Consider the following 25,150-nt stretch of genomic DNA (forward strand, 5'->3'; position numbering starts at 1 on the left):
GAGCCGCGCCGCGCCGCGCTGCGGCCGGCCGGTGGATCAGTGCCGGGAGCCGAGGGCCGTGACCGGATCGGGAGAGGGGCGGCCGCGGGGCCACCAGTCCTCCTCGCCCGGTTCGGACTCGTAGGCGTACCAGAGCCCGTCCCGGCCGAGGCGGAGCTGTGCCGTATCCCCGCAGAGCCGGTTGCGGCGGGGCCGCAAGGGCCCGAGCCCGGCGGCCAGCAGCGCGGGGCGCGCGCGGTCGAAGGGACCGGCGGGCGGATCCCACTCCTCCTCCAGCACCAGCAGCCCGGCCCGGCCGCCCTGGCGCCAGGCCGCGACCGCGCGGGCCAGGTCGCCCGGCGAACGGCCGGTGGCCGCGGCCAGATCCCGGTACAGGGCGCGGGTGGAAGCCGCCAGCCCCGAGGTCGGCGGCTGCGCGGTGGCCAGCCGGACCGCGTCCTGCCACAGCGTCAGGCCCGCGATCGGGTCCCGGCCGGTGGTGAGCAGGGCGTGGGCGCGCGCCGAGGCGTCGGAGGCGAGTTGGTCCAGCGCCAGCGGATCGGGGGCGCCCGGCTCGCCCGGGTAAGCGGGGGCAGCGCCCACAGGGGGCGCGTCCAGCGGTGCGGGCAGCGGCGGCAGGACGGAGCGGAGCACGGCCTCACGCGCCGGGACGCCGGGGAAGCGGCCGTCCGCCTCGGGCTGTTCGCGGGCGGCGTGGGCGGCGTTGCGGCGGGTCAGCTCGTCGAGCAGGTCCCGCTCGCCCCGGCCGCGCAGCAGCATCAGGACGAACGGGTCCTCGTCCAGGAGCCGGGCCGCCCGGTAGCAGAGCGCCGCGGCGTGCTTGCACGGCGGACGCCCGACGTCCGGACAGGAGCAGCGCGGTACGAGGTCACCGGCGCCCGGCAGCAGCCGCCCGGCCAGGTCCTGCGGGATCTCCCGCTCCAGCAGCGCGGCCAGGGCGGCCGGCCGGGCGGCGATGTCCTCCAGCAGCTCGTCCCACTCCTGCGGGGCGAAGGCGGTCAGGGCCAGTTCCGTGCGGTAGGGCCGGGCCCGGCTGCCCCGCACGTACGCCACGATGCGGCCCGGGGTGACCGTCACCGCGTCGACGTGCCCGTCGTCGGCGTACGCCCGCCCGCGCCCGAGGCGCGCGGAGTCGCGGGAGAGCCCCTCCAGGGCGGCCACCCAGGCCCGCCCCCACCAGCTCGCGGCCTCGGCGCCGGCGGGCAGCGAGTCGAAGGTGCGGCGCAGGTCGTCGCGTGCGGTGATCATGAGCGCCTGCGCAGGGAGACGAGGTCGGCCAGTTCCCGGTCGGTCAGCTCGGTGAGCGCGGTCTCGCCCGATCCGAGGACGGCGTCGGCCAGGGCCCGCTTGGCTTCCAGCATCTCCGCGATGCGGTCCTCGACGGTGCCTTCGGCGATGATCCGGTGGACCTGGACGGGCTGGGTCTGGCCGATGCGGTAGGCGCGGTCGGTGGCCTGCTCCTCGACGGCCGGGTTCCACCAGCGGTCGTAGTGGATGACGTGCCCGGCGCGGGTGAGGTTGAGGCCGGTGCCCGCGGCCTTCAGCGACAGCAGGAACACGGGGACCTCGCCCGCCTGGAAGCGGTCGACCAGTTCCTCCCGGCGGGCCACCGGGGTCCCGCCGTGCAGCAGGTGGGCCGGGATCCCGCGCGCCGCGAGGTGCTGCTCCAGGATCCGGGCCATCGTCACATACTGGGTGAAGACCAGCACGGAGCCGCCCTCGGAGACGATGGTGTCCAGCAGCTCGTCCAGCAGGGCGAGTTTGCCGGAGCGGTGCGGGATCCGGGGCCGCTCCTCCTTGAGGTACTGGGCCGGGTGGTTGCAGATCTGCTTGAGCGAGGCGAGCAGCTTCATGATCATCCCGCGGCGTGCGATGCCTTCGCTCGCCCCGATCACGGCCATCGCCTCGTCCACCGCGGCCTGGTACAGGGAGGCCTGCTCCCGGGTCAGCGAGACGGGGTGGTCGGTCTCCGTCTTGGGCGGCAGCTCGGGGGCGATCCCCGGGTCGGATTTCTTGCGGCGCAGCAGGAACGGCCGGACCAGCGCGGCGAGGCGGGCCACCGCCTCCTCGTTCCCGCCGTCCTCCTCCGCCTGGTGCTCCACGGGCCGGGCGTGCCGGGCGCGGAAGGCGGTCAGCGGGCCGAGCAGCCCGGGGGTGGTCCAGTCCAGGAGGGCCCACAGCTCGGAGAGGTTGTTCTCGACGGGGGTGCCGGTGAGCGCCACCCGGGCCGGGGCGCCGATGGTGCGCAGCGCCCGCGCGGTCGCCGAGTGCGGGTTCTTGATGTGCTGCGCCTCGTCGGCGACGACCATGCCCCACTCCTGCCCCGCCAGCCGGGACGCGCTCGCCCGCATCGTCCCGTACGTGGTGAGGACGAAGCCGTCGGCGAGGCCCTCCAGGGTCCGGCCGGCGCCGTGGAAGCGGCGCACCGAAACCCCGGGGGCGAACCGCTCGATCTCCCGCTGCCAGTTGCCGAGCAGGGACGCGGGGCAGATCACCAGGGTCGGTTCGGGGCGCGCCCGGTGCAGGTGGAGGGCGATCAGCGTGACGGTCTTGCCCAGGCCCATGTCGTCGGCGAGGCAGCCGCCGAGGCCCAGCGAGGTCATCAGGTCGAGCCAGGCCAGGCCGCGCGCCTGGTAGTCGCGCAGGGTGGCGCGCAGCCCGGGCGGCTGCGGCAGCGGTGCGAGGTCGGCGGTCAGCCGGTCCCGCAGGGCGGCCAGGGAGCCCACCGCGACGGCGGGCACGGCCTCCCCCTCGACCTCGGCCTCCCCGGTCAGTACGGCCGCCAGCGCGTCCACCGGATCCAGCAGCCCCAGCTCGCGCTTGCGGGCCTTGCGCACCAGCTCGGGATCGACGCGCACCCACTGGTCGCGCAGCCGCACCACCGGCCGGTGGGCCTGCGCGAGGGCGTCCATCTCGCCGGGCGTCAGCCGGTCCCCGCCCAGTGCCAGCTCCCAGGAGAAGGCGAACAGGCCTTCCGCGTCGAAGAACGCGGTCCCGTCGGTCGCCGAACCGGGCGCCGTCGACCGTACGACGGCGCTCGCGTCCAGGGTCCGCGCCAGGTCCCGCGGCCAGTGGACGCCGACCCCGGCCGCGGCGAGCCGGGTCGCCGCGGCGCCCAGGAGGTCCTCCAGCTCGGGGTCCGACAGGGCCAGCGCATCGGGCACGGGCTGGTCCAGCAGGCGCAGCAGCGGCGGCCACACCCGGGCGGCGCGGCGCAGCGCGAGCACCGCGTCGACCCGGGCCCGGGGGCCGAACCGGTCGGTGGCCTCTCCCGACCACAGCGCACCCGCGTCGGTGACCAGCGTCGGATCGGCCAGGCTGTGCACCTGGACCACGGCCGCACCGGCCCGGCGCACCTCGTCGGTGTCCTGCGCGGCGCCCTCTTCGGGGTCGAAGAGGCGGTACGACGACAGGTCGAGGCGCAGCGAGATCCCCACCCCCGCGTCGGCCCCGGCAGCGACCTGAGCCGCCCAGTCCCGCAGCCCCGGCACCCGCTGCGGTTCGGCCGCGGCGAAGGGGCGCCCGGCGGCGACCGGGGCGGCCGGGCTCCGCGGCAGTGTGTCGGCGACGGCGTCGAGGAAGGCGCGGACCAGGGCCTCCGGTTCGGGCAGGAGCAGCGGTCTGCTGCCGGGCAGGGGCGCGGCGTACCCCTCGTGGGGCAGGGCGGCGGCGACCGCGCGGAGGTAGGCGACGTCCTCGGCGTCCAGCGGGCCGATCCGCCAGGCGTCGAAGCCCTCCGGGGTCAGGCCGGGGAGCAGCCTGCCCCGCGCGGCGAGCGCGAGCGCCTGGCGGGCGGCGGTCCCCCAGGCGCGGGTGGCGGGATGCGCGGCGGGGTGGCGCGGGGCCGCGGCGAGCACCGGGAGCGCCGCGGCGAGCGGGAGGACGAGCGAGGGCACGGTCCGGGTCCGCACGGTGCTGCCGGCGGGGTGGACCGCGCCGAGGGGTTCGCGGACCGCTTCCACACCGTCGGGGAGGTCCGCGGGATCCGGCAGGTCCTCGCCGGCCGGGGACCAGAACGCGATCCGGCCCTGCCGGGGCACCTCGGCGGGGAGGAAGAGCGCGGCGTGGCGCAGCAGCGCGGCGGGCGCGGGGTCGGGCGGTGGGTGTGCCATGGCCTTCCTCCCTCCCCTGGCGCGCATCCGACTCGTCCGTGGATGTCCTTGCCGGAGAGTCTAGGCGGGGCCACTGACAATGCCGTTGACCTGGGACGTTGACCACCGCAGCACCGGGCCGCGACCGGAGTACGGCTGTCGGCACGGACCGCATCGCGCGGCCCGTGGCACAGCACCCGCCGCACGGCCCCGACACGCCGCCGCACGCACCGCCCCGGCGCACCGCCGCCCACCGCACCAGGCTGGCTCCGCACCGGCCGCCGCACCGAGCCGCACGTACCGCGTCACCGCACCGACCACACCGCCCCGCGCCGCGCCGCGCCACAGCACACTGCCCGCACCGCAGTACCGCAGCACCGCAGCACACCGCACCGACCACCACGGGGTCCCGCCGTGTTCCGACGCGTCACCGCCTCAGCCGCCGTCCTCGCCGCGGCAGCCGCGCTCACCCTCACCACGTCCGCCGCCGCCGCGGCTTCCGCGTCCGCCCCGGCCTCCGACGCGGCGGCCAGGAAGCCGGCCACCGCGCTGGAGCGCACGGCGGCGGCCTGCGCGGCCGACTGGCTGCGCGCGAACCCGGGCGGGACAACGTCCTGGCAGGACTACGGCGCGCATCCGCGTCGAGGAGGGGGCGCACGTCTACGGCGTGCACACCTCGGTCCCGGACTCCGAGCCCGGCGTCCACCTCTACGGCATCGGACGCGCCGGCTCGACCGTGGCCGTCGTCACGTGGGGACAGACGGGCGTCCTGGCCGACGCGCCCGTCCCGGCCTTCAAGAAGACGACCACCACGGCCGTGCGCAAGCTCAACCCCTGACGGGCGGCCCGGTACGACCGCCCCCGGACACCCCGTGGGCGGCGCGTCGCCCTACTGGTCCTCGAATCCCGCCGCCTGGAGGTACTCCGGCTGCGGGTCCAGGGCCGCGGCGAGCCGGAAGTGCCTGCGGGCGCGCTCCGGCTGCCCGGCGCGCTGGTGCGTGCGGGCCAGGGCGAAGTGCGCGAAGGCGTTGTCCGGCTCCCGTTCCAGGACCAGCTCGAACTCCAGTGCCGCGGGCCTCAGTTGGGCGGCGGCGAAGAAGGCACGGGCGCGCAGCAGCCGGGCGGCGGTGTTCTCCGGATGGGCCGCTATCACCGAGTCGAGCAGCTTCACCGCGCCCCGCGGGTCCCGGGCGGCGAGCAGTTGCTCGGCGGCCCGGAAGTCGATGACGTGGGTCTCCGGGCTGACGGCGCCCGGCCCGGGACCCGGCTCCCGACGGGGGTCGGGCTCGGGCGCGGACGCGGGCGGCGGCGTGGTGTCGGACACGATGTATTTCCTTCCCTTTCCCGGCGCCGTCAACGCACGGCGCCGAACCCGTACGGGGAAGCGGCCCGGTGGCCGCTCCTCAGGCCCGGCGCGCGGCCGCGCGCGCGGTCAGTTCCTTCCACACCTCGCGTACCTGCGGCTCCAGTGCCGCGAGCGGCCCGTCGTTGTCGATGACCAGGGTGGCCACCGCGAGTCGCTGCTCCCGGGTCGCCTGGGCCGCCATCCTGGCCCGCGCCTCGTCCTCCGCCATACCGCGCAGCGAGGTCAGCCGTGCCAGCCGGGTCTCCGGCGCCGCGTCCACGACGACGACCAGGTCGTACAGCGGCGCCAGCCCGTTCTCGGTGAGGAGCGGTACGTCGTGCACGACGATCGCGTCGGGACCCGCGGCCGCTTCCAGCTCGGCCGAGCGGGCGCCGACCAGCGGGTGCACGATCGAGTTCAGGGTGGCCAGGCGTTCCCGGTCGGCGAAGACGATCGAACCCAGTTTCGGCCGGTCGAGCGTGCCGTCGGGAGAAAGGACGGACTCCCCGAAGACGTCCACGACGGCCGCCAGTCCGGGGGTGCCGGGCTCGACGACCTCCCGCGCGATCCGGTCGGCGTCGACGATCACCGCCCCGTACCCCGCCAGCAGTCGTGAGACCGCGCTCTTACCGGCACCGATTCCGCCCGTCAGGCCCACTTTCAGCATGGCCCGCAGCCTAGACCCCGCGCCTGGAGCGACGTTCGGGCCCCCTACGCCTCGCCCTCGCGCTCCGCGAGGAAGCGCTCGAACTCGCGGCCGATCTCGTCCGCCGAGGGGATCTCGGCGGGCTCGGCGATCATGTTGCCGCGGGTCTCGGCGCCGGCCGCGGCGTCGAACTGGTGCTCAAGCCCCTGCACGAGGCTGACGAGCTCCTCGTCTCCCTCGCGGATCTGCCGGTCGATCTCCGTCTGCGTGCGGTGCGCCTCGGTGCGCAGCGCGTGCGCCACGCTCGGCAGCACCAGCCCGGTCGCACCCGTGATCGCCTCCAGGGCGGTCAGCGCGGCGTCCGGGTAGGAGGAGCGGGCGACGTAGTGCGGGACGTGCGCCGCGACACCCAGGACGTCGTGCCCGGCCTGGGCGAGCCGGTACTCCACCAGCGACTCCGCGCTGCCGGGCACCTGCGCCTCGTCGAACGGGCTGCGGTGACCCGGCATCAGGTCGGTGCGGTTGCCGTGCGGGGTGATGCCGACGGGGCGGGTGTGCGGGACGCCCATCGGGATGCCGTGGAAGTTCACCGAGAGGCGGACGCCGAGCCGCTCGACGATCTGCTGGACGGCGGCGGCGAAGCGCTCCCACTCCACGTCGGGCTCGGGCCCCGACAGCAGCAGGAACGGCGCGCCCGTGGCGTCCTGGACGAGCCGGACCTCCAGGGCGGGCGCGTCGAAGTCGCTCCAGCGGTCGCGCTGGAAGGTGAGCAGCGGGCGCCGGGCCCGGTAGTCCACGAGCCGGTCCGCGTCGAAGCGGGCCACCACCTGGTGGGGCAGGGCGTCCAGGAGCCGCTCGACGATCTGCTCGCCGGTCTCACCGGCGTCGATGTAGCCCTCGAAGTGGTAGAGCATGACAAGCCCGGCGGACTCCTGGGCGAGCGCCAGGTCCACCACGGCCAGACCCTTGGCATCCCACTCGTACAGCCCTTGCGGATCGAGCACCGTCACCACTCCCCTTCGTCACGTTCACTGCCAAGAACGTTCAAGGACCCGTGCCCATTCCCCAGTTGGCCATTCCCGCGCGGACAGCCGGAAACACGGCGGACGCGACGCGGGGGAAACGCGACGAGGCCCGCCCCCCGAAGGGGACGGGCCTCGCCGTTTCAGCTCAGCTCAGCCGCGCGCCGGAGCGCACCGCCATGCGCTGCGATCAGCTCTGGCCGCCGGCCAGCTTCTCGCGCAGCGCCGCCAGGGCCTCATCCGACGCCAGGGCGCCGGAGGTCTCGTCCGCACCCTCGGAGGAGTACGAACCACCGGAGAGGCTCGCGCCGCCACCGGTGCTGCTGCTGCCGGCGGCCGGAGCGGCAGCGCCCTCGGCAGCGGCGGCCTCGTCGGCCTCGCGGCTCTTGATGACCTGCGCCTGGTGCTGCTCGAAGCGAACCTGCGCCTCGGCGTACTGGCGCTCCCACGTCTCGCGCTGGGAGTCGAAGCCCTCGAGCCAGTCGTTGGTCTCGGGGTCGAAGCCCTCGGGGTAGATGTAGTTGCCCTGGTCGTCGTACGAGGCAGCCATGCCGTACAGCGTCGGGTCGAACTCGACCGAGGCCGGGTCGGCACCGAAGGACTCGTTGGCCTGCTTCAGCGACAGCGAGATCCGGCGACGCTCGAGGTCGATGTCGATGACCTTGACGAAGATCTCGTCGTTGACCTGGACGACCTGCTCCGGGATCTCCACGTGGCGCTCGGCCAGCTCGGAGATGTGGACCAGACCCTCGATGCCCTCGTCGACGCGCACGAACGCACCGAAGGGAACGAGCTTGGTGACCTTACCGGGAACGACCTGCCCGATCTGGTGCGTGCGGGCGAACTGCTGCCACGGGTCTTCCTGCGTCGCCTTCAGCGACAGGGAGACGCGCTCGCGGTCCATGTCGACGTCGAGGACCTCGACGGTGACTTCCTGGCCGACCTCGACAACCTCGGACGGGTGGTCGATGTGCTTCCAGGACAGCTCGGAGACGTGGACGAGACCGTCGACGCCACCCAGGTCCACGAAGGCACCGAAGTTGACGATCGAGGAAACGACGCCGGAGCGGACCTGACCCTTCTGCAGGGTGGTGAGGAACGTCTGGCGAACCTCGGACTGGGTCTGCTCGAGCCAGGCGCGGCGGGACAGGACCACGTTGTTGCGGTTCTTGTCCAGCTCGATGATCTTGGCCTCGAGCTCCTTGCCCACGTAGGGCTGGAGGTCGCGGACGCGACGCATCTCGACGAGAGAGGCCGGCAGGAAGCCACGGAGGCCGATGTCGAGGATGAGACCACCCTTGACGACCTCGATGACGGTACCGGTGACGATGCCGTCTTCTTCCTTGATCTTCTCGATCGTGCCCCAGGCGCGCTCGTACTGCGCACGCTTCTTGGACAGGATGAGACGGCCTTCCTTGTCCTCCTTCTGGAGAACCAGGGCCTCGATCTCGTCGCCGACCTTGACGACATCGTTCGGGTCGACGTCGTGCTTGATCGAGAGCTCGCGGCTCGGGATCACGCCTTCCGTCTTGTAACCGATGTCGAGGAGAACCTCGTCCCGGTCCACCTTGACGATGACGCCGTCGACGATGTCGCCGTCGTTGAAGTACTTGATCGTCTCGTCGATCGCCGCGAGGAACGCGTCCGCGTCGCCGATGTCGTTGACCGCTACCTGCGGAGGAGTGGTGGCGGTGGTCTCGGTGCTGCTCGTCATGTGGGAAAGGGCTCCGGTTACGGACAGAAAGTCGTAGGTACTGCTACGCCGGGAGCCCTTATCGCCATCTGCCTCTGACCGGACAGCCAAAGAGGTCCCCGGAACGCTCGAAGAAGAGCGGTGGGGAGCCTCGAAAACCGAGGGGACTGCAACAGATGCGAGCGCAGCCTGCTAGGTCTGAGGAGCGCAGGCTCGCAGCGCAACTTGTAGCATACGGGGGCAGCCGGACAGGGTCAATGCGCGAAGGCGGACACCCGGGGCAGAACGCCATTTACCCGGCACAATTCGTAGGCGGGGAGCCCGTGATGACCGGCTCCCTGCCTCTTTTTCGAAGACTACGACGACGGGCCCCATGAACCAAGAGGACTACGACCCCCAAGAAGCGTACGGAGCGGAAGCGTCCGCCGGAGACGACGACGCCGAGGCCACGCGCCGCGTCGCCGGGGAGGCGGAGAGCAGCCGCGCCAGCCGGAGCTGGTGGGACCGCAACGCCGACGAGTACCAGAGCGACCACGGCGCCTTCCTCGGCGACGACCGCTTCGTCTGGGGTCCCGAGGGCCTGGACGAGGCCGAGGCCGCGCTGCTCGGCCCGGCCGCGTCCCTGAAGGGGCTCTCGGTCCTGGAGATCGGCGCGGGCGCGGCCCAGTGCTCGCGCTGGCTGGCCGCCCAGGGGGCCCGTCCCGTCGCCCTCGACCTCTCCCACCGCCAGCTCCAGCACGCCCTGCGGATCGGCGGCGGCGTCCCCCTGGTGGAGGCCGACGCCGGGAACCTGCCGTTCCGCGAGGGCTCCTTCGACCTGGCCTGCTCGGCCTACGGCGCCGTGCCCTTCGTCGCCGACCCGGTGAACGTGATGCGCGAGGTCCACCGCGTGCTGCGCCCCGGCGGCCGCTGGGTCTTCTCCGTGACCCACCCCGTCCGGTGGGCCTTCCCCGACGAGCCCGGGCCCGAGGGCCTCTCCGTCGCCGCCTCCTACTTCGACCGCACGCCGTACGTCGAGCAGGACGAGGCGGGCCGCGCCGTCTACGTGGAGCACCACCGCACCCTCGGCGACCGGGTCCGGGACGTGGTCGCGGGCGGTTTCCGCCTGCTCGACCTCGTCGAGCCCGAGTGGCCCGCCTGGAACAGCCAGGAGTGGGGCGGCTGGTCCCCGCTGCGCGGCAATTTGATCCCCGGCACCGCGATCTTCGTCTGCGAGCGCGACTGATCCATGGCGCCCGCGAACCGCACACCCTCCGGCCCCGGCGCACCAACCGACGGCCCCGCCGCCGTCCGGACCGCCGCCCTGGAGTCCCTGCCCGTCGGCGCGTCCGTGCCCGCGCTGGTCGCGGCGCTCGACGCGCACGGCGCGGCGGTGCTCTGCGCGCCGCCCGGCACCGGCAAGACCACGCTGGTGCCGCTGGTCCTGGCCGGCCTGGTGGGCGGCGGCCCCGCGCGCAAGGTGATCGTCGCCGAGCCCCGGCGGATCGCGGCCAGGGCGGCGGCGCGCCGGATGGCCTGGCTGCTGGGCGAGCCGGTGGGGGCCTCGGTCGGCTTCACGGTGCGCGGCGAGCGGGTCGTGGGCCCCGCCACCCGGGTGGAGGTGGTGACCACCGGCGTCCTGCTCCAGCGCCTCCAGCGGGACCAGGAGCTGGCCGGTACGGACGTGGTGGTCCTGGACGAGTGCCACGAGCGGCACCTGGACGCCGATACGGTCGCCGCCTTCCTGCTGGACGTACGGGCCGCCCTGCGCCCGGAGCTGCGGCTGCTGGCGGCGTCGGCGACCACCGACGCCGCCGGGTGGGCGCGGCTGCTCGGGGACGCTCCCGTGGTGGAGGCCGCCGGGGTGGCGCACCCGGTGGAGGTGGTGTGGGCCCCGCCGGTCCGTCCGGTGCGGCCGCCGCACGGCATGCGCGTCGACCCCGCCCTGCTGACCCACGTCGCGGCGGTGGTGCGGCGGGCGCTGGCCGAGCGGGAGGGGGACGTCCTGTGCTTCCTGCCGGGGGTCGGTGAGATCTCCCGGGTCGCGGGGCAGCTGGCCGGGGTGGACGCCGAGGTGCTCCAGGTGCACGGGCGGGCCCCGGCGGCGGTGCAGGACGCGGTCCTCGCGGGCGGCACGGGGCGGCGCCGGGTGATCCTGGCGACGGCGGTGGCGGAGTCCAGCCTGACCGTGCCGGGGGTGCGGATCGTGGTGGACGCGGGGCTGGCCCGCGAGCCGCGGGTGGACCACGCGCGGGGCCTGGGCGCGCTGGCGACCGTACGGGCCTCCCGGGCGTCGGCGCGGCAGCGGGCCGGGCGGGCCGGGCGGGAGGCGCCGGGGGCGGTGTACCGGTGCTGGCCCGAGGCGGAGCACGGGCGGCTCCCGGCCTTCCCCTCGCCGGAGATCCGGATCGCGGACCTGGCCCAGTTCGCGCTCCAGGCCGCCTGCTGGGGCGATCCGGACGCGTCCGGGCTGGCGCTGCTGGACCCGCCGCCGGCGGGGGCGATGGCGGCGGCGCGGGAGGTGCTGGCGGCCGTGGACGCGGTGTCCCCGGCCGGCCGGGTGAGCGCGCGGGGCCACGCGATGGCCCGCCTCGGCCTGCACCCGCGCCTGGCCCGCGCCCTGCTGGACGGCGCGGCCGAGGTCGGCCCGCGCCGGGCGGCGGAGGTCGTGGCACTGCTGAGCGAGGAGCCGCCGCGGGAGTACGGCGACGACCTGGCCGCCGCCTGGCGCCAGGCCCGCCGCGCCACCGACGCCTACGCCCCCCGCTGGCGCAAAGAATCCACCCGCCTGACCCGCGCCCTCCCCAGCACCCCTCCGGGGGCGCCTCAAACGCCGGCGAGGCTGGATGTCACCCCGCCCAGCGGCGCCGCCCCGGCACGGCACACGTCAGCCTCGCCGTCCCCCCAGGGGCGGCAAAACCCGTCTCCGCAGGGGCGCCGAAACCCAGCCCCGCCGGCGTTTGAGGCGCCGCCGGAGGCGACATCGGGCACCGAACGCCCGGGGAGGCGTTCGGCGGGGGCTGGGCCGGAGGGCCAGGGACTCGGGGACGACTCCGTCGTTGGGCTGATCGTCGCGCTCGCCTTCCCCGAGCGCGTCGCGCAGCGCAAGGGCGCGGGGGCCTACCTCATGGCCTCCGGTACGGGGGCCGAGCTGCCCGAAGGCTCACCCCTTCGCAACGCCCCCTGGCTGGCCGTCGCCGTCGCCGACCGCGCCCCCCACTCCCCCTCCGCCAGGATCCGGCTCGCCGCCCTCCTCGACGAGGACACGGCCCGCGCGGCCGCCGCCCACCTGCTGTCCTCCGGCGAGGAGGTGCACTGGGAGTCGGCCGGCGGCGACGGCGAGGTCGTCGCCCGCCGCGTGCACCGCCTCGGCGCGATCGAGCTGACCGTGCGCCCGCTGAAGGCCCCCGCCCCGGAGCGGGTCCGGGCCGCCCTGCTGGAGGGCCTGCGCAGCGAGGGCCTCGGCCTGCTGCGCTGGTCCGCCGACGCGCGCACGCTGCGGGCCCGCCTCGCGTTCCTGCACCGCACCCTCGGCGCGCCCTGGCCCGACGTCGCGCGTGACGACGTACTCCTGGCGCGGGCGGACGACTGGCTGGAGCCCGAGCTGTCCCGCGCCCGGCGCCGCGCCGACCTCGGCCGGATCGAGGCGGGCCAGGCCCTGAACCGCCTGCTGCCGTGGGCCACCGGCGACGCCGCCCGCCTGGACGAGCTGGCCCCCGAGCGGATCGAGGTCCCGAGCGGTTCACGGATCCGGGTGGACTACGGCGACGGCGACGCCCAGCCCGTCCTGGCGGTCAAGCTCCAGGAGCTGTTCGGGCTCGCCCGAACGCCCGAGGTCGCCGGGGTCCCCGTACTGGTCCACCTGCTGTCGCCCGCCGGGCGCCCCGCGGCGGTCACCGCCGACCTGGCGTCGTTCTGGCGGGAGGGCTACCGCGCGGTGCGCGCCGAGCTGCGCGGCCGCTACCCGCGCCACCCCTGGCCGCTCGACCCGGCGACCGCCGAGCCGACCCGCCACACCACCCACCGGCAGCGCCGCTCCCCGTAGGGGCGTCAGGCGGTGGCGGGCACCGGCGGCACGGACTCCGCCGGGCCGCCGCCGCCCGGCCCGCCGTCGCCGGATCCGCGCCGACGGCGGCCGCGCGCCTCCAGCCACAGCGCGAGCCCGAACAGGCCGAGGCCCGTGACCAGCAGTCCCACCGGCCCGTAGGTGTGCAGGGCGAGCACCTTGGTCCGGTTCGCCTTGACCAGGTCGACGGTGTGGTCGAGGTAGTCCGGCCGGATCTTCACGTCTCCGGCGAAGGCGGTGAGCTTCCCGTCGGGCCGCGCGGCCGCGATGCCGCCGCGCATCTCCTGCCGGATGCTCTGCTCGGCGTTGACCGGCGCCCCGGTCACCGGGTCGACCCAGAACTTCATGGTGGCCGAGTACCAGAGCGAGGTGCCGGTCTGCTCCTCGATCTTCGCCGGGTCGACACCGGGGATCGGCATCTTCTTCGGCATCGGGACCTTGGTCCAGGGGACGGTCATCTCGAAGTAGTGGACGTCCAGGCCGCGGAAGGCGCGCGGGCCGACGTAGTGGATCGGGGAGGAGGTGCGCGTCTGCGCGTCGAAGTACAGGTAGTCGCGCGGCTCGGTGAAGAACGGCCACTTGAACTCGATGCCCTCGCGCCGGACCGCGTCCCCGTCGACCATCTCGCCCGTGGCGTGCACCGGGTCCTGGGTGTGCGCGTCGAAGATGTAGCGCTCGGGGATCTGGGAGACCATCTTGCCGTCCGGTCCGGCGATGTAGGTCAGCGTGTCCCAGACGACGACGTCCTTGCCCGCGCTCGCCTCGATCTCCCGGGACGCCTCGACGTTGCCCTTGAGGGTCTGGATGATCGTGACCTTGTCGACCTTCCTGGGCTCCATGCCGTTGTTGTAGTCGAGCAGGGTCGCGTCCTTCGCCTCCAGCACCATCTCCTGGTACTGGCTCGGCGGGATCTTGGCGAGCCTCGGGTACGCGTACCAGCGCAGCAGCGGCGCGAGGGCGGTGCAGAACACGGCTAGGGCAAGCAGGACGAGGCTCGCTCTGCGTCGCATGGCCGGGCCTCCTCTTACTTTCCGGGGGCGGAGGGGATCGTGGTGAGCAGCGGCTCCGGCGAAGTCCTGCCTTCCGGCACCCCGATCGCCGTGACGGTGAGGACGAGGGCCAGCGCGGCGGCCAGCCCGATGGCGGCGGCGACGAGTGCGCGCATGCCGGGGCCTCCGGGATCTCCGAGATCTGATGTGTCGTCAGGTCTGGCGCACCGTAGCAACGCGGGGCCGAGATGAGAACCGTCCGGCTACGGGCTTTCCGCGCCCGCCGCCGAGGCGCTCGGGGAGGCCTTCGCCGGCCCGGTGGGCGAGGGGCTCGCGGCGGGCGCGGAGGGAGCGGACGACCGGCTCGGGCTCGGCTTCGGGGAGGGGGAAGCGGTGGCCGACGGCGCGGGGGTGGGGGTCGGAGACGGAGAGGGAGCCGTCGACGGCTGCGGGGTGGGGGTCGGGGTGGGCGTCGGCGTGGGACTGGGCTTCGGGGTGGGGGTCGGCGTGGGAGTGGGCGTCGGAGTGGGGGTCGGCTTCGGCTTCGCGGGCGGCGGCGTCACCGCCGTGCCCGTGCCCGGCCGCGGGCTCGTACCCGTACCGCTGCCCGTGCCCGTACCGGCACCCGTCCCCGGCCCCCCGTCCGGCACCTCGTGCGCGCCCTTGAGGTAGTACGCGTACCAGGACCGCACCGTCGCGAGGTACGCCGCCGACTGGTTGTAGGAGAGGACCGCCCGGTCGAGGTCGCCGCCCACCCGCAGGTCGCGCGTGCCCGCGCACAGGTAGCGCCCGGCCGCGAGGGCCGCGTCGTGCACGTTGTTGGGGTCGCGCCGGCCGTCGCCGTTCGCGTCCTGGCCCCAGGCCGCCCAGGTGGACGGGATGAACTGCATCGGCCCCACCGCCCGGTCGTGCGCCGCGTCCCCGTCGTAGGCTCCGCCGTCCGTGTCCGGGATGTTCGCGAACCCGTTGCCGTCGAGCACGGGCCCGAGGATCGGCCGTAGCGTCGTGCCCGCGGCGTCCACCCGGCCCCCGCCGGCCTGGCCGGACTCGACCTTGCCTATCGCCGCGAGCAGTTGCCAGCGCAGCCCGCAGCCGGGGTCGCTCGCCGCCACCTTCCGCTCCGCGTCCCGGTAGGCCCCCAGCACGCTCGCCGGTATCCCCTGGGCGCCCTCGCCGGGAACCGCGGCCCCGGTCGCGGCCGTCCCCCCGGAAGGGGCCGCGGCGGCCGGGACGGGCCCGGGGCTCTCCTCGCCCTGCGGCTCGGCGAGCGGCTCGGGGCTGGAGAGGGGCGGGAGTTCGGTGAAGTACGCGGAGTCCCCGCCCCCGGAGGCGGTCGCGCTGCCGGGTGCAACGGCGGGCCGCTCGTCGCGCGCGCCGTTCCCGGCGTCGGCGAGCACCAGCGCGCCCGGTGCCTGTGAACCGGTCACGGCTGCCGCCACCAGGGCCGAGACGACGACCGCCACGCCGCCGCGGAGCCACCCGTGGCCGGAACGGGCCGCGCGGCGGCCCGCTGAACGGACGGTTGACCGGACTGTTGACCGAGCCGTCATGGCGGGCCCCTCCCCTTCGACGTCCGCGCGACGGTACGTCAACTCGCTTCACACTGCATCAAGGCGGCCCCGGTATTCACCACTTCCGCACGTCTTGGGCAGGTCACGCATACTGACGCGACCGTTTGGGGCGCATGGGACCGAAGTAAAGACCGCAGGGCCCGACGTGCGGACCGGAGCCCCGAGAGACCGACGAGAGGTGCCATGCCGTTCACACTCAGCCACGCGGCCGCCGTCCTTCCGGCCATCCGCCGGACCGGCCGCGCGCGGGGGCCGCTGATCGCCTCCGCCCTGGTACTGGGCTCGTTCGCGCCCGACACCTTCTACTTCGCGGACGCCGTCGTCCAAGGGGTAATGGGTTACGGGGACTTCGCGCACTCCGTGGCGGGCGTGCTCACCCTCGACGCCGCCCTGACCGCCGCCCTCGCCGGATGCTGGCTGCTGCTGCGGGAGCCGCTGGTCGCGCTGCTGCCCCGGCGGGCCCGGGGCCGGACGTACGCCCTGGTCCGCGGTGAGGACTGGCGGGGCCGCCGGCTGTCCGTGCTCGCGCTCCGGTTCTACCTCTCGGCGGTGCTCGGCTCGCTGACGCACGTGGTCTGGGACAGCTTCACGCACATGGACCGGTGGGGGATGCGGGCGCTGCCCGCGCTGGGCCGCCCGCTGGCGTGGGGGCTGCCCCTCTACACCTGGCTCCAGTACGGCAGTTCGGCGGTGGCCGCCGTGGCGCTCGGCTGGTTCACGGTGAGCGCGCTGCGCCGGCTGCCGCACTCCCCCGCGCCGGATTCCGTGCCGGTGCCGGGGCGGGTGGACCGCTGGGGCGCCGTCCTGCTGGCGGTGGTCTGCGGGGGCGCCGGGGTGGGGATGCGGGTGGCCCGCTTCTTCACGTACCACGACCGGATCCGCAGCCCGCTCGACATCATCCCGACCGTCTGCTTCGGCGCCGGCGGCGGGCTCGCCGTGGCCCTGCTGCTGTACGGGGTCCTGGTGCGCCTGCGCCACCGCGGCGACCGGGACCGTACGGGCGAGGGAGACCGGGACGGCGGCGGTGACGGCGGCGGCGGCGACCGGGGTGTCGGCCCGGACTGCTCCGACACACGGACGCCCGTCCCCACCTCCTAGCGGGAACGGGCGTACGGGCCTACCGGGCCGCGGCGAGCCGACGCCGCGGCCCCGGTGCGCCCGTCAGTGCGCGGCCGACTCCCAGTCCGTGCCCACGCCCACGGACACGTCCAGCGGGGCCCGCAGGTCGACGGCGGCGGCCATCTCGCGGCGCACCAGCTCCTCGACGGCCGCGCACTCGCCGGGGGCGATCTCCAGCACGATTTCGTCGTGGACCTGGAGCAGCATCCGCGAGGTGAGCCCCGCCGCGGTGAGCGCGCGGTCCACCCGGAGCATCGCGACCTTCACGATGTCGGCGGCCGTGCCCTGGATCGGGGCGTTCAGCGCCATCCGCTCGGCGGCCTCGCGGCGCTGGCGGTTGTCGCTGTTGAGGTCGGGCAGGTAGCGCCGGCGGCCCAGGACCGTCTCGGTGTAGCCGGTGGCACGGGCCTCCTCCACCACGCGCTGGAGGTAGTCCCGCACCCCGCCGAACCGCTCGAAGAAGGTCTCCATCAGACCGCGCGCCTCGGCGGGCTCGATGTTCAGCTGCTGGGCGAGGCCGAAGGCGGACAGTCCGTAGGCCAGGCCGTAGGACATGGCCTTGATCTTGCGGCGCATCTCGGCGTCGACGGCGGAGCGCTCGACGCCGAACACCTGGGAGGCGACGGTGGTGTGCAGGTCCTCACCCGTCGCGAAGGCCTCGATCAGGCCCGCGTCCTCGGAGAGGTGCGCCATGACGCGCAGCTCGATCTGGCTGTAGTCGGCCGTCATCAGCGACTCGAAGCCCTCGCCGACGACGAAGCCGCGGCGGATGGCCCGGCCCTCGTCGGTGCGCACCGGCACGTTCTGCAGGTTGGGGTCGGTGGAGGACAGGCGTCCGGTCGCGGCGACGGTCTGGCTGAAGCTGGTGTGCACACGGCCGTCGGCGGCGATGCACTTGACCAGGCCCTCGACGGTGACCCGCAGTTTCGCCTGCTCGCGGTGGCGCAGCATGATCACGGGAAGTTCGTGCTCGGTCTGGGTGGCGAGCCAGGCCAGCGCGTCCGCGTCGGTGGTGTAGCCGGTCTTGGTCTTCTTCGTCTTGGGCAGGTCCAGCTCCCCGAAGAACACCTCCTGGAGCTGCTTGGGCGAGCCGAGGTTGAACTCGTGGCCCACCGCGGCGTGCGCCTCCTTAACGGCCTGCTGGACCGCGCCCGCGAACTGCTGCTCCATCGCTTCGAGGTGCTCGCGGTCGGCGGCGATGCCGTACCGCTCCATCCGGGCGAGCAGCTCGGAGGTGGGCAGCTCCATGTCGTGGAGCAGCCCGGTCGCGCCGACCTCGGCGAGCCGGCCCGTGAAGGCGTCACCCAGGTCGAGGACGGCGCGGGCCTGCGCCATCAGCGCCTCGGCCTCGGCGGTCTCGTCGGCGCCGAAGGCCAGCTGACCGTCGGCGGCGGCGGGGGCCAGCTCGCGGTGCAGGTACTCGTTGGACAGCACGTCCAGCGCGAAGGACCGGCGGCCCGGCTTGACCAGGTAGGCGGCGAGGGCGGTGTCCATGGCGACGCCGTCCAGGTTCCAGCCGTGCTCGGGGAAGACCCGCATCAGGGCCTTCGCGTTGTGCACGACCTTGATCCGCTCCGGGTCGGCGGCCCAGGCGACGAAGGCGCGCTCGTCGCCCTCGTCCAGCGCGGACGGCTCGAACCAGGCCGCGGCCCCTCCGGCGGCGGCCAGCGCCACCTCGGTGATCCGGCCCGCGCCGAGCGCCCAGCTGTCGACGGTCGCGATGCCCAGCGGGGCGGTCGCGTGCTCCTCCAGCCAGGGCGCCAGCTCGCCCGCGCCCAGTACGGAGGCGTCCAGCTCGACGCCGGCGGCCGGGGCGGGGGCGGGTTCCTCGGCCGCGCCGGGGTCGACCGCGAGGAGGCGCTCGCGCAGCGAGGCGTTGCGGATCTCCAGGACGTCCAGCACGCCGGTCATGGCGCTGCGGTCGTAGGGCGCGCGGACCAGGTCGGCGGGGGTCTTGGGCAGCTCGACGTCGCGGACCATCTCGGTGAGGACCCGGTTGAGCTTGACCGCGTCCAGGTGGTCGCGGAGGTTCTGTCCGGCCTTGCCCTTGACCTCGTCGGCACGCTCGACCAGGGCGGCGAACGAACCGAACTGGTTGATCCACTTCGCGGCGGTCTTCTCGCCGACGCCGGGGATGCCGGGCAGGTTGTCGGACGGGTCGCCGCGCAGCGCCGCGAAGTCCGGGTACTGCTGGGGGGTGAGCCCGTACTTCTCCTCGACCTTCTCGGGGGTGAAGCGGGTCAGCTCCGAGACGCCCTTGGTCGGGTAGAGGACGGTCGTGCGCTCGGACACCAGCTGGAAGGAGTCCCGGTCACCGGTGACGATCAGCACGTCGAAGCCGAGCGCCTCGGCCTGGGTGGCGAGGGTGGCGATCACGTCGTCGGCCTCGAAGCCGTCGACCGCGAACCGCGGCACGCTCATCGTGTCGAGCAGCTCGCCGATCAGCTCGACCTGCCCCTTGAACTCGTCCGGGGTCTTGGAGCGGTTCGCCTTGTACTCGGGGAACTCCGTCGAGCGCCAGGTCTTGCGCGAGACGTCGAAGGCCACCGCGAAGTGCGTGGGCGCCTCGTCGCGCAGCGTGTTCGCCAGCATCGACGCGAAGCCGTAGACGGCGTTCGTCGGCTGGCCGCTCGCGGTGGTGAAGTTCTCCGCGGGCAGCGCGAAGAACGCCCGGTACGCCAGGGAGTGCCCGTCCATGAGCATCAGGCGGGGGCGGTCCGCTGCGGTCGGCTGGTCGGTCTTCTTCGATGCTGAATCTGCCACGCCTTTGATCCTAGGCGGCCCCACCGACAATTCCGGACGGCCGACCGCGGCGCGGGTCCCGCGGCCGGTCGCGGTGCCGGTCGCGGTTGCGGCGTCGCCGCCGGTCGCGCCGTCCGTGAGGCCGCGGCGTCGCCCCCGGTCGCGGCGTCGGCGATGTCGGCGGGCCGTGGCAGGATCGGAGGTGTACGCGCGATCCGCAGCAGTGCCGCTGCGATGCCTGAAGGGGAGCCACATGGCCACCAGACCGCCCGCAGGGGACCCGGTGCAGGACGCGCCGCAGGTCACTCCCCCCAAGCACGCGGCCGCGGGTCTGCCCGCGATCGGCCACACCCTCAAGATGGCCCAGCAGCAGATGGGCGTCGCCCGGACCGCGCGGACGCTCCTCAAGGTCAACCAGAAGGACGGTTTCGACTGCCCGGGCTGCGCCTGGCCCGAGGGCGACAAGCGGCACACCGCGGAGTTCTGCGAGAACGGCGCGAAGGCCGTGGCCGAGGAGGCCACCCTGCGCCGGGTCACGCCGGAGTTCTTCGCCGCCCATCCGCTGGCCGACCTGGAGCGGCGCAGCGGCTACTGGCTGGGCCAGCAGGGCCGGATCACCCAGCCGATGCTGCTGCCCGAGGGCGGCGACCGGTACGAGCCGGTGAGCTGGGACCGGGCGTTCGAGATCATCGCCCAGGAGCTGACCGCCCTCGGTTCGCCGGACGAGGCGCTCTTCTACACCTCGGGCCGCACCAGCAACGAAGCGGCGTTCCTCTTCCAGCTCTTCGCCCGCGAGTTCGGCACGAACAACCTGCCGGACTGCTCCAACATGTGCCACGAGTCCTCGGGCTCGGCGCTGACGGAGACGATCGGCATCGGCAAGGGCAGCGTGTCCCTGGAGGACCTGCACCAGGCGGACCTGATCATCGTCGCCGGGCAGAACCCGGGCACCAACCACCCGCGCATGCTGTCCGCGCTGGAGAAGGCCAAGTCGGCCGGCGCGAAGATCATTTCGGTGAACCCGCTGCCCGAGGCCGGGATGGAGCGGTTCAAGAACCCGCAGACCCCGCTCGGCATGCTCAAGGGCACCGCCCTCAACGACCTCTTCCTCCAGATCCGCATCGGCGGGGACCAGGCCCTCTTCCGCCTCCTCAACAAGCTCGTCCTGGAGGCGTCCGAGAACGCCTCCGGCGCGGGATCCGGCGCCCTGGACGAGGCGTTCATCCGGGAGCACACGCACGGCTTCGAGGAGTTCGCGGCCGCCGCCAAGGACACCGACTGGGCCGAGACCCTCACCGCGACGGGCCTGACCCGCCCCGAGATCGAGCGCGCCCTGGCCATGATCCTGGCCTCGGAGCGGACCATCGTCTGCTGGGCGATGGGCCTCACCCAGCACAAGCACTCCGTCGCCACCATCCGCGAGGTCGTCAACCTGCTGCTGCTGCGCGGCAACATCGGCCGCCCCGGCGCGGGCGTCTGCCCCGTGCGCGGCCACTCCAACGTCCAGGGCGACCGGACGATGGGCATCTTCGAGCGCCCGGCGGCCGCCTTCCTCGACGCCCTCGACCGGGAATTCGGCATCACCTCTCCGCGCGCGCACGGCTACGACGTGGTCCGTTCCATCCAGGCGCTGCGCGACGGCGAGGCCAAGGTCCTCTTCGCCATGGGCGGCAACTTCGTCGGCGCCACCCCGGACACCGAGGTCACCGAGGCCGCGATCCGCCGCGCCGCCCTCACCGTGCACGTGTCCACCAAGCTCAACCGCTCGCACGTGGTGACCGGCCGGCGCGCGCTGATCCTGCCCACCCTGGGCCGTACCGACAAGGACGTGCAGGCCGGGGGCAAGCAGTTCGTGACCGTCGAGGACTCGATGGGCATGGTCCACGCCTCGCGCGGCAACCTCGCCCCCGCCAGTGGCCACCTGCTCTCCGAGCCCGCCATCGTCGCACGACTGGCCCGCGCGGTCCTGGGCGCCGCCTCCCGCACCCCGTGGGAGGAGTTCGAGAAGGACTACGGGACCATCCGCGACCGTATCTCCCGGGTGGTCCCCGGCTTCGAGGACTTCAACGCGCGCGTCGCCCGCCCGGGCGGCTTCCAGCTGCCGCACGCCCCCCGCGACGAGCGCCGCTTCCCGACGAAGACCGGCAAGGCGAACTTCACGGCCGCCCCGGTCGAGTACCCGCGCGTCCCGGCGGGCCGGCTGCTGCTCCAGACCCTGCGCAGCCACGACCAGTACAACACCACGATCTACGGCCTGGACGACCGCTACCGGGGCATCACCGGCGGCCGCCGGGTGGTCATGGTCAACCCGCAGGACGCGGCCGAGCTGGGGCTGGCCGACGGCGCGTACACCGACATCGTGAGCGAGTGGCGCGACGGGGTGGAGCGCCGCGCGCCCGGTTTCCGCGTGGTGCACTACCCGACGGCGCGCGGCTGCGCCGCCGCCTACTACCCGGAGACCAATGTGCTGGTCCCGCTGGATTCGACGGCGGACATCAGCAACACCCCGGCGAGCAAGTCCGTCGTCGTGCGCTTCGAACCGGTCTGAGGGGCGGGCCGGGGGCCCCGCCCGGCCGACCTGACAGAACGGCCGACCTGATAGAACGGCCCTTCGGACACGATGGTTAACGAACGTTGACGCACACGAACGTTGACGCACACGAACGGAGCCGTCCCCATGGGCGAGCAGCAGGCTGTGAAGTTCCCACAGGAAGTCCTCGACGAATACGCGGCGCTGGGCATCGACCTGCCCTCGCTCTTCTCGGCCGGCCACCTGGGCGAGCGCATGGACATCCGCATCCTGGAGGCCTCGGCCGACAAGGTCGTGGGCACCATGCCCGTCGAGGGCAACACCCAGCCGTACGGTCTGCTGCACGGCGGGGCCTCCGCGGTGCTCGCGGAGACCCTCGGGTCGGTGGGCGCGATGATGCACGGCGGCATCAACAAGGTCGCCGTCGGCGTGGACCTCAACTGCACGCATCACCGCGGCGCCCGGTCCGGCCTGGTCACGGGCACCGCGACCCCCGTGCACAAGGGGCGTACGACCACCACCTTCGAGATCGTCATCACCGACGAGCAGGACCGGCGCATCTGCACCGCCCGCCTCACCTGCCTCCTGCGCGACGCCAACCCGCAACAGGCCCGTAACGACTGACCAGTTGCCCTCGCCCCGGCGCCGGTCTAGCGTTCCCGCATGGGATCCGGACCGGCGCCGCGGGGCGCCCTGGCGGCGTGCGCGGCGGCGCTCCTCGCCGCCGCCGTGACGGGCTGCTCGTTACCGGCCCCCGATCCGATCGCGGATTCCGCCGCGGGAGCCGCCGCCGGTACGCCGCCCCCCGCGTCCGGGGCCGCCGCCCCCGCCCCGCACCCGACCTCCCCCGAAGACCTCTGCGCCGCCCTGGTCACCCACTGGGCCGAGACCGCCCTCGACGGCGACGGCGGCACTCCGGGCGCCGGTACCGGCGGTCTCGACTACCAGTCGATGGGCCTGTCCGGCGACCAGTACGAGATCCTGCGCGCCGTGCTCGCCGATGCCCGCGCCGAGCGCGCGGCCAGGGCCCCCGACGGCCCTGCCGCCGGCACCGCCGCACGCCGGATCGCCGCGCGCGGGGCCCGCGAGCGCTGCGCCGAGCGCCACCGCACCGCCGTGGCGACCGGCGGCCCCTGGGGATGAGCGGCATCGGCCCGGTCGAGCCGGGCGAGGGCACCGCGGGCGACGGGCCCGACGACCTCGCGGACGGCCCCGCCGGCGCCCCGGGTACCCCGCACGGCGCCCTCCGCGCCCCCCGCGCCCTCCTGAGCCGTGTCCGCGCCCGCTGCGCCCGCCACCGCCGCGCGCTCACCGCGGTGGCCGTGGCGGCCGCCCTCGGCCTCGGCGGGGGCTACCTCTACGCGGTCCGGCCCCGGCCGCCCGCGCCCGTACCGCCGCCACCCCCGGCAGCGCCCTCGCAGCTGCTCGCCCTGACCTACGGGGAGCCCGGGGCGCCGGAATCGAATCCGCCGGGGACCGCCTTCACCTTCACTGTGCGTGCTCGTACGTCCTCCGGACCGGCGGTGACGATCGAGCGGATCGGGCAGCCGTCGCGTGCACTGACGGTGACCGTGCGGCCACCCTCACCCGTGGTCGTCGCGGCGGGAGAGGTGCGTGAGGTTGTTGTGGAGATTCACGTGGCGGACTGTGTGCATGTTGCACGGAATGCGGGACTCCCATTTTTGGAAGTAACCCTCAGTAATGGATTCCGGAAAGAGGATCACAGCTACATCCTCGGTGACCGATATGCCAGGGATCTTTCCACCGCTCTGACCAGGGCCTGTCCCGAAGGCCGAGATGCGCCCCCTCCTGCGGGGTCATGACCAAAACCCTTGAGAGGCCTGGCCTGTCAGGACTCAAACCGCCTGACAGTCCTGCCACATCTCAGCATGCGGACAAGACGAACCGACCGGAATTCCCCCGTTCCACCCCTGGAGATCCGCTATGCATTACGCCGTGGCATAACAAGAGAGTCACATCATTGGCCTGAGCCCTCCATATCGTCCGATGGGCGGCTTAGAGTCACGGCCAGTTACCGCGACCGCCGGATGTCCTTCAGTTCGGTTGCGCGCGTTCGACTCGGCGCGTCCCAGGGGGGACGCGGCGCCAGGAAAGGACTGATCGTGCGTCATCGTTCGCTCATCGCCGTGACGGCCGCCCTCGCCGCGGGCGCTCTCACTCTCACCGCCTGTGGCTCCCGCGACAACAAGGCGGACTCCTCCGGCGGCGGAGACATCACGGTCACCATCGGCGTCGACGCGCCGCTCTCCGGCGACCTGTCCGCCCTGGGCCTCGGCATCAAGAACTCCGTGGACCTCGCCGTCAAGACGGCCAACGAGAAGAAGTACGTCAAGGGCGTCACCTTCAAGATCCAGGCCCTCGACGACCAGGCCCAGCCGTCCTCCGGACAGCAGAACGCCACCAAGCTCGTCGCCGACAAGAACGTCCTCGGCGTCGTGGGTCCGCTGAACTCCTCGGTGTCCGAGTCGATGCAGAAGGTCTTCGACGACGCCAAGCTGGCCCAGATCTCCCCGGCCAACACCAGCCCGTCCCTGACCCAGGGGCCGAACTGGGCCACCGGCCAGAAGGTCCGCACTTACAAGAGCTACTTCCGCACCGCCACCACGGACGCCATCCAGGGCCCGTTCGCGGCGCAGTACCTCTTCAACAAGGGCGGCAAGAAGAAGGTCTTCGTCATCGACGACAAGAAGACCTACGGCGCCGGTCTGGCCGCCACCTTCAAGGGCGAGTTCACCAAGCTCGGCGGCACCGTCGCGGGCGAGGGCCACCTCGACCCGGAGTCCAAGGACTTCTCGGCGATCGTGACCCAGGTCAAGAACTCGGGCGCCGACGTCGTCTACTACGGCGGCGAGTACCCGGCGGCCGGTCCGCTCAGCAAGCAGATCAAGGCCGCGGGCGCCAACATCCCCCTCATCGGTGGTGACGGCATCTACGACAAGAAGTTCGTCGACCTGGCCGGCCCCGCCGCCGCGGGCGACATGGCCACCTCGGTCGGCGCGCCCGTCGAGACCCTCCCGTCGGCCACCGAGTTCATCGCGAACTACAAGAAGGCCGGCTTCAAGGACCCGTACGCGGCCTACGGCGGCTACTCGTACGACTCCGCCTGGGCGATCATCGAGGCCGTCAAGAAGACGGTCGACGGCAACGACGGCAAGCTCCCCGACGGCGCCCGCGCCAAGGTGCTCGAAGCCGTCCAGGGCGTCACCTTCGACGGTGTGACCGGCAAGGTCTCCTTCGACGAGTTCGGTGACGCCACCAACAAGCAGCTGACCGTCTACAAGGTCGACGGCCCGGACTTCAAGGCCGTCGAGTCGGGCACCTACCCCGCCAAGTAAC

General features: G+C 73.7%; 18 protein-coding genes. 8 read left to right on the forward strand and 10 right to left on the reverse strand.

The window, feature by feature from the left end:
- Positions 1 to 36: 36 nt before the first annotated feature.
- A complete protein-coding gene (locus tag ABZY31_RS22600) occupies positions 37 to 1,248 on the reverse strand; it encodes an SWIM zinc finger family protein (protein WP_356413044.1) in 1,212 nt (403 codons plus the stop codon).
- Positions 1,245 to 4,112 (reverse strand): DEAD/DEAH box helicase, encoded by a 2,868-nt coding sequence (locus ABZY31_RS22605; protein WP_356413046.1) that lies wholly within the window; start codon positions 4,110 to 4,112, stop codon positions 1,245 to 1,247. The genes ABZY31_RS22600 and ABZY31_RS22605 overlap by 4 nt, the downstream gene beginning before the upstream one ends.
- Before the next feature lie 646 nt (positions 4,113 to 4,758).
- Between ABZY31_RS22605 and ABZY31_RS22610 the strand changes: the two genes are divergently transcribed.
- Entirely contained in the window at positions 4,759 to 4,929 is a 171-nt protein-coding gene (locus ABZY31_RS22610; protein WP_356413048.1) for a hypothetical protein, read from the forward strand.
- A gap of 51 nt (positions 4,930 to 4,980) precedes the next feature.
- Here ABZY31_RS22610 and ABZY31_RS22615 read toward each other — a convergent pair whose 3' ends face one another.
- From ABZY31_RS22615 to rpsA, 4 genes are all read right to left on the reverse strand, one after another.
- The gene (locus tag ABZY31_RS22615; RefSeq protein ID WP_356413104.1) at positions 4,981 to 5,316 is read right to left on the reverse strand and encodes a tetratricopeptide repeat protein; all 336 of its coding nucleotides are present in this window, start codon (positions 5,314 to 5,316) and stop codon (positions 4,981 to 4,983) included.
- Positions 5,317 to 5,494: 178 nt separating this feature from the next.
- The gene (gene coaE / locus ABZY31_RS22620; protein WP_356413049.1) at positions 5,495 to 6,103 is read right to left on the reverse strand and encodes a dephospho-CoA kinase; all 609 of its coding nucleotides are present in this window, start codon (positions 6,101 to 6,103) and stop codon (positions 5,495 to 5,497) included.
- A gap of 44 nt (positions 6,104 to 6,147) precedes the next feature.
- The gene (locus ABZY31_RS22625; protein ID WP_356413051.1) at positions 6,148 to 7,086 is read right to left on the reverse strand and encodes a PAC2 family protein; all 939 of its coding nucleotides are present in this window, start codon (positions 7,084 to 7,086) and stop codon (positions 6,148 to 6,150) included.
- 208 nt (positions 7,087 to 7,294) lie between these two features.
- Positions 7,295 to 8,818: a 30S ribosomal protein S1 gene (gene rpsA, locus ABZY31_RS22630; protein WP_283452132.1), complete on the reverse strand. Its 1,524-nt coding sequence runs from the start codon at positions 8,816 to 8,818 to the stop codon at positions 7,295 to 7,297.
- Positions 8,819 to 9,170: 352 nt separating this feature from the next.
- On the opposite strand from rpsA, the gene ABZY31_RS22635 reads away from it, so the two are divergent.
- Positions 9,171 to 10,022, forward strand: coding sequence for a class I SAM-dependent methyltransferase (locus tag ABZY31_RS22635; protein ID WP_356413053.1), 852 nt, complete (start codon positions 9,171 to 9,173; stop codon positions 10,020 to 10,022).
- Between the two features lie 3 nt (positions 10,023 to 10,025).
- Complete coding sequence (locus ABZY31_RS22640; protein ID WP_356413054.1) at positions 10,026 to 12,821, forward strand: ATP-dependent helicase C-terminal domain-containing protein; 2,796 nt, start codon at positions 10,026 to 10,028, stop codon at positions 12,819 to 12,821.
- Between the two features lie 5 nt (positions 12,822 to 12,826).
- On the opposite strand, the gene ABZY31_RS22645 is transcribed toward ABZY31_RS22640, so the two are convergent.
- The 3 genes from ABZY31_RS22645 to ABZY31_RS22655 all read right to left on the reverse strand — a co-directional run bounded on the left by ABZY31_RS22645 (position 12,827) and on the right by ABZY31_RS22655 (position 15,258).
- Positions 12,827 to 13,852, reverse strand: coding sequence for a DUF3068 domain-containing protein (locus ABZY31_RS22645; RefSeq protein ID WP_356413056.1), 1,026 nt, complete (start codon positions 13,850 to 13,852; stop codon positions 12,827 to 12,829).
- A 14-nt stretch (positions 13,853 to 13,866) separates the two neighbouring features.
- Positions 13,867 to 14,007 carry an SPW_0924 family protein gene (locus tag ABZY31_RS22650; RefSeq protein WP_356413058.1) on the reverse strand — a complete coding sequence of 47 codons (141 nt, stop codon included), beginning with the start codon at positions 14,005 to 14,007 and terminating at the stop codon, positions 13,867 to 13,869.
- Positions 14,008 to 14,094: 87 nt separating this feature from the next.
- A complete protein-coding gene (locus ABZY31_RS22655) occupies positions 14,095 to 15,258 on the reverse strand; it encodes a lytic transglycosylase domain-containing protein (RefSeq protein ID WP_356413060.1) in 1,164 nt (387 codons plus the stop codon).
- 327 nt (positions 15,259 to 15,585) lie between these two features.
- On the opposite strand from ABZY31_RS22655, the gene ABZY31_RS22660 reads away from it, so the two are divergent.
- Complete coding sequence (locus ABZY31_RS22660) at positions 15,586 to 16,500, forward strand: DUF4184 family protein (protein ID WP_356413062.1); 915 nt, start codon at positions 15,586 to 15,588, stop codon at positions 16,498 to 16,500.
- Between the two features lie 63 nt (positions 16,501 to 16,563).
- Here the strand turns inward: ABZY31_RS22660 and polA are convergent, their stop codons facing one another.
- Positions 16,564 to 19,284: a DNA polymerase I gene (polA, locus tag ABZY31_RS22665; protein WP_356413063.1), complete on the reverse strand. Its 2,721-nt coding sequence runs from the start codon at positions 19,282 to 19,284 to the stop codon at positions 16,564 to 16,566.
- A gap of 232 nt (positions 19,285 to 19,516) precedes the next feature.
- On the opposite strand from polA, the gene ABZY31_RS22670 reads away from it, so the two are divergent.
- The 4 genes from ABZY31_RS22670 to ABZY31_RS22685 all read left to right on the forward strand — a co-directional run bounded on the left by ABZY31_RS22670 (position 19,517) and on the right by ABZY31_RS22685 (position 25,149).
- The gene (locus ABZY31_RS22670; protein ID WP_356413065.1) at positions 19,517 to 21,811 is read left to right on the forward strand and encodes an FdhF/YdeP family oxidoreductase; all 2,295 of its coding nucleotides are present in this window, start codon (positions 19,517 to 19,519) and stop codon (positions 21,809 to 21,811) included.
- A gap of 129 nt (positions 21,812 to 21,940) precedes the next feature.
- Positions 21,941 to 22,417 carry a hotdog fold thioesterase gene (locus ABZY31_RS22675; protein ID WP_356413067.1) on the forward strand — a complete coding sequence of 159 codons (477 nt, stop codon included), beginning with the start codon at positions 21,941 to 21,943 and terminating at the stop codon, positions 22,415 to 22,417.
- 39 nt (positions 22,418 to 22,456) lie between these two features.
- A complete protein-coding gene (locus ABZY31_RS22680) occupies positions 22,457 to 22,936 on the forward strand; it encodes a hypothetical protein (RefSeq protein ID WP_356413069.1) in 480 nt (159 codons plus the stop codon).
- A gap of 980 nt (positions 22,937 to 23,916) precedes the next feature.
- Positions 23,917 to 25,149 carry a branched-chain amino acid ABC transporter substrate-binding protein gene (locus ABZY31_RS22685; RefSeq protein WP_356413071.1) on the forward strand — a complete coding sequence of 411 codons (1,233 nt, stop codon included), beginning with the start codon at positions 23,917 to 23,919 and terminating at the stop codon, positions 25,147 to 25,149.
- Position 25,150 lies beyond the last annotated feature (1 nt).

It is taken from the genome of Streptomyces sp. NPDC006529 (genome assembly GCF_040611795.1).
Classification (GTDB): domain Bacteria; phylum Actinomycetota; class Actinomycetes; order Streptomycetales; family Streptomycetaceae; genus Streptomyces.

Bases quoted from the DNA above. Each gene is read 5' to 3' on its own strand.
- ABZY31_RS22605 (WP_356413046.1), bottom strand. From the start codon at position 4,112: ATGGCACACCCACCGCCCGACCCCGCGCCCGCCGCGCTGCTGCGCCAC.
- ABZY31_RS22680 (WP_356413069.1), top strand. From the start codon at position 22,457: ATGGGATCCGGACCGGCGCCGCGGGGCGCCCTGGCGGCGTGCGCGGCG.
- ABZY31_RS22675 (WP_356413067.1), top strand. From the start codon at position 21,941: ATGGGCGAGCAGCAGGCTGTGAAGTTCCCACAGGAAGTCCTCGACGAA.
- ABZY31_RS22640 (WP_356413054.1), top strand. From the start codon at position 10,026: ATGGCGCCCGCGAACCGCACACCCTCCGGCCCCGGCGCACCAACCGAC.
- coaE (WP_356413049.1), bottom strand. From the start codon at position 6,103: ATGCTGAAAGTGGGCCTGACGGGCGGAATCGGTGCCGGTAAGAGCGCG.
- ABZY31_RS22670 (WP_356413065.1), top strand. From the start codon at position 19,517: ATGGCCACCAGACCGCCCGCAGGGGACCCGGTGCAGGACGCGCCGCAG.
- ABZY31_RS22660 (WP_356413062.1), top strand. From the start codon at position 15,586: ATGCCGTTCACACTCAGCCACGCGGCCGCCGTCCTTCCGGCCATCCGC.
- ABZY31_RS22645 (WP_356413056.1), bottom strand. From the start codon at position 13,852: ATGCGACGCAGAGCGAGCCTCGTCCTGCTTGCCCTAGCCGTGTTCTGC.
- ABZY31_RS22600 (WP_356413044.1), bottom strand. From the start codon at position 1,248: ATGATCACCGCACGCGACGACCTGCGCCGCACCTTCGACTCGCTGCCC.
- ABZY31_RS22635 (WP_356413053.1), top strand. From the start codon at position 9,171: ATGAACCAAGAGGACTACGACCCCCAAGAAGCGTACGGAGCGGAAGCG.
- ABZY31_RS22650 (WP_356413058.1), bottom strand. From the start codon at position 14,007: ATGCGCGCACTCGTCGCCGCCGCCATCGGGCTGGCCGCCGCGCTGGCC.
- rpsA (WP_283452132.1), bottom strand. From the start codon at position 8,818: ATGACGAGCAGCACCGAGACCACCGCCACCACTCCTCCGCAGGTAGCG.